1 protein-coding gene is annotated in these 4,643 nt (G+C 73.9%); it reads left to right on the plus strand.

What is annotated here, in order from left to right:
- Nucleotides 1-4,643 (plus strand): type I polyketide synthase (locus tag ACZ52J_RS42675; protein WP_465626815.1); only part of this gene is annotated, 4,643 nt, incomplete at both ends.

A 4,643-nucleotide genomic window follows, 5' to 3' on the forward strand; every position in this document is an offset into this window, starting at 1 on the left:
CCGGAGAGCATCACCACCGCGCTCGGCCAACTCCACGTGCTCGGTGCGAAGGTCGACTGGCAGGCCGTCTTCGCCGGCACCGGTGCCCGCCGGGTGGACCTGCCCACCTACGCCTTCCAGCACGAGTACTTCTGGCCGCGGCCGCTGCGCGGGTTCGTGGGGGACGTGGTGTCCGCCGGCCTCGGGGCGGCCGACCACCCGCTTCTCGGTGCCTCGTTGGCGCTCGCCGACGCGGACGGCCATGTGTTCACCGGGCGGCTGTCGTTGGACGCCCACCCGTGGCTGGCGGACCACGCCGTGGCCGGCAGCGTGCTGCTGCCCGGCACGGCGTTCGTCGAGCTGGCGGTCCGGGCCGGTGACCAGGTCGGGTGCGGTCTGCTGGAGGAACTGACCCTGGAGGCGCCGCTGGTGCTTCCGCCGCGCGGTGCCGTGCAGGTGCAGCTCTCCGTCGGCGTCCCGGACGACTCCGGCCGCCGGTCGGTGGCGGTCTTCTCCCGGCCGGAGGATGCACCGCTGGACGAGCCGTGGTCGCGCCACGCTGCCGGTGTGCTTGCGACCGGCGGGAGTACGTCTGCCGCATTCGACCTGGCCGAGTGGCCGCCGGCCGGTGCCGAGCCGCTCGCGGTGGACGAGGTGTACGAGGCCTTCGCCACGGCCGGGTTCGCGTACGGGCCGGTGTTCCAGGGCCTGCGGGCGGCGTGGCGGCGGGACGGCGAGATCTTCGCCGAGGTGGCGCTGCCGGAGGACGCGCGGGCCGAGGCGACATCGTTCGGCCTGCATCCTGCACTGCTCGACGCTGCGCTGCACGCGGTCGGCGCGGGCCGGGTGCTGGAGGACACCGGCCAGGGGCGGCTGCCGTTCTCCTGGTCGGGCGTGTCGCTGTTCGCCGCCGGCGCGACCGAGCTGCGCGTACGGATCGGCGCGGTCGGCGCCGATGGCGTGTCGCTGGCCGTGGCGGACGGCACGGGCCGGCCGGTGGCCGAGGTCGGCACCCTGATCCTGCGGCCCTTCGCCCCTGAGCAGTTGGCGGGGGGCCGGCAGGATTGGCTGTTCCGCCCCGAGTGGCTGCCGGTGGTCCTGCCGTCCTCCGCGTCGGCCGGGTCGATCGGGGTGCTGGGTGAGGACGGGCTGGGCCTGCCCGGTGCGGTCCGCTTCGCCGGTCTGGCTGCGGTGGCAACGGCCGAGGCCGTCCCCGACATCCTGGTGCTCCCGGTCCCCACTGTGCTCGGCCCCGATCCGGTGGCCGCCGCGCATGCGGCTGTCCGGCACACCCTGGCGCTGCTGCAGGAGTGGCTGGCAGCGGACGTGTGGGCGAACTCCCGCCTGGTGATGGTCACCTGGGGCGCGAGTTCCGGCAAGGACCTGGCGGCCGCCGCGGTGCACGGCCTGCTGCGCTCGGCGCAGTCGGAGAACCCGGGCCGGATCACCCTGATCGACCTGGACGAGGACCCGGCCTCGCTGCAGGCCCTGCCGAATGCGCTCGACGCCGAGGAGCCCGACCTCGCCCTGCGCGCCGGCGAGGCCTTCGCCCGGCGGCTGATGCGGGCCGCCGGGACGGACTCCCCGGCCGTGGGTCTGCGGGCGTTGGACCCTGCGGGGACGGTGTTGCTGACGGGTGCGACGGGTTCGCTCGGTCGGCAGGTGGCCCGTCATCTGGTGGTGGAGTACGGGGCTCGTCGTCTGTTGTTGGTGTCGCGTCGTGGCGAAGCGGCCCCGGGTGCGGTGGAGTTGGCGGCGGAGCTGGCCGGTCTGGGTGCGGAGGTGTCGTTCGCGGCGTGTGATGTGGCGGATCGTGCCGCGCTGGCCGTGGTGCTGGCGGGTGTGGAGTTGACCGCGGTCGTCCACACGGCGGGTGTGTTGGATGACGGGATCGTGCCGTCCCTGACGCCTGAGCGGTTGGATGCCGTGTTGCGTCCGAAGGTGGATGCGGCGTGGAACCTGCACGAGCTGACGAAGGACCGTCCGCTCGCCGCGTTCGTGCTGTTCTCCTCCGCGGCCGGGGTGTTCGGTGCGGCGGGTCAGGCGAACTACGCCGCCGCGAACGCTTTCCTGGATGCCCTTGCCGAGCACCGCCACTCCGCGGGTCTCCCGGGGCAGTCCCTGGCGTGGGGGCTGTGGGCGGAGGACGGCGGCGGTATGGCCGGAGAGCTGGGCGACGCGGACGTGCGGCGGATGGCTCGCGGCGGCGTGCAGGCGCTGTCCACGGCCGAGGGCCTCGCCCTGCTCGACGCCGCCGGTGACCGCGACGACGCCGTCCTGGTGCCGATCCGCCTCGACCTCGCCGGACTCCGCACCCAGGCCGAGGCGGGCATGCTGCCGCCGGTCCTGCGCGGGCTGGTCCGGGCGCCGCTGCGCCGGGCCACCGCCGCGGGGTCCCGGGTCGGCGCGGGGTCGGCGCTGGCCGTTCGGCTGGCGGCGCTCGGTGCCGCGGAGCGGGAGACCCTGCTGTTCGACCTGGTGCGCGGCGAGGTGGCGGAGGTGCTCGGCTACGGCGGTGCGGCCGCCGTGGATCCGGACCGGGCCTTCAAGGACCTCGGGTTCGACTCGCTGACCGCCGTCGAGCTGCGGAACCGCCTCAACGGCGTCACGGGCCTGCGGCTGCCCGCCACCCTCGTCTTCGACTACCCGAACCCGGCCGCGCTCGCCGAGCAGCTCCGCACCGAGCTGCTCGGTGCGCTGCCGGAGGCCGCCGCCGACGTGAGCACGGCCCTGGACGACGAGCCGATCGCGATCGTCGGCATGGCCTGCCGCTACCCCGGCGGGGTCGAATCGCCCGAGGACCTGTGGCGACTGGTCGCCGACGGGCGGGACGCGCTCTCGGCCTTCCCCGAGGACCGAGGCTGGGACGTCGAGACCCTCTACCACCCGGACCCGGACCACCAAGGCACCTCGTACGTCCGCGAGGGCGGATTCCTGCACCGGGCGGGCGAGTTCGACCCGGGGTTCTTCGGGATCTCGCCGCGTGAGGCGATGTCGATGGACCCGCAGCAGCGGCTGCTGCTGGAAACGTCCTGGGAGGCCTTCGAGCGGGCCGGCATCGACCCGCGAACGGTTCGCGGCAGCCGCACGGGTGTCTTCGTCGGCGTGATGTACAACGACTACGCCATGGTGCTCCAGCAGTCGGTGGAGGGAGCCGAGGGCCAGATCAGCACCGGCACCTCGGGCAGTATCGCCTCCGGCCGCGTCTCCTACACCTTCGGCCTGGAGGGGCCGGCGGTCACGATCGACACGGCGTGTTCCTCCTCGCTCGTCGCGCTGCACCTGGCCTGTCAGTCGTTGCGCACCGGCGAGTCGTCGCTCGCGCTGGCGGGCGGTGTGACGGTGATGCTGACGCCGAGCACGTTCGTGGAGTTCAGCCGCCAGCGCGGCCTGGCCGCCGACGGCCGCTGCAAGGCGTTCTCGGACGACGCGGACGGCACCGGCTGGGGCGAGGGCGTCGGCATGATCCTGGTCGAGCGGCTCTCCGACGCCCGGCGAAACGGCCACCCGGTGCTCGGCATCGTCCGCGGCAGTGCCGTCAACCAGGACGGCGCGTCGAACGGCCTGACGGCGCCCAACGGCCCGTCCCAGCAGAGGGTCATCAGGCAGGCGCTCGCGAGCGGTGGGCTGACGGCCGGCGAGGTCGACGCCGTTGAGGCGCACGGCACCGGCACCACCCTCGGCGACCCGATCGAGGCACAGGCGTTGCTCGCCACCTACGGTCAGGGGCGCGCGGAGGGCCGTCCGCTCTGGCTCGGCTCGGTGAAGTCCAACATGGGCCACACCCAGGCGGCGGCGGGGGCGGCCGGCGTGATCAAGATGGTGCTGGCGATGCAGCACGGGGTGCTGCCGAAGAGCCTCCACGTGGGCGAGCCGTCCTCGCACGTCGACTGGTCGGCCGGCGCCGTCGAACTCCTCGCCGAAGCCCGTCCCTGGCCGGAGAACGGGCGGGCACGCCGCTCGGCGGTCTCCTCCTTCGGCTTCAGCGGCACCAATGCCCACATCATCCTGGAGCAGGCCCCGGAACCAGAGGCCGTGGAAGCGGCGGACCAGGACGGCGCACCGCTGGTCGCGCTCACCTCCGGTCTGCCGTGGGTGCTCTCGGCCCGCACGGCCGGCGCGCTGCGCGGCCAGGCCCAGCGGCTGCTCGACCTGCTGGACGGCGAACCGGACACCGCGCCGGAGGCGGTCGGTGTCGCCCTGGCGTCGACCCGAGCTGCCTTCGAACACCGTGCCGTGCTCGTCGGCGCCGACCGTTCCGAGCTCCGGGCGGCCCTGGAGACCCTGGCGGCCGACGGCGTGTCGGCCGGTCAGATCAGGGGCGTGAGCGGTTCGGCGGGCCGGGTGGCGTTCGTCTTTCCTGGTCAGGGTTCGCAGTGGGCCGCGATGGCGGTGGAGCTGTTGGAGTCGTCGTCGGTGTTCGCTGGGCGGATGGCGGAGTGTGGGGCGGCGTTGGCGCCGTTCGTGGACGGCTGGTCGCTGCTGGAGGTGGTTCGGGGCGTCGAGGGTGATGCGTGGATGGATCGGGTGGACGTTGTCCAGCCGGTGTTGTGGGCGGTGATGGTGTCGCTCGCGGAGGTGTGGCGTGCGTCCGGTGTGGAGCCGGGTGTGGTGGTGGGTCATTCGCAGGGTGAGATCGCTGCCGCGGTGGTGGCGGGTGCGTT

Source organism: Kitasatospora sp. NPDC034035 (genome assembly GCF_055575755.1).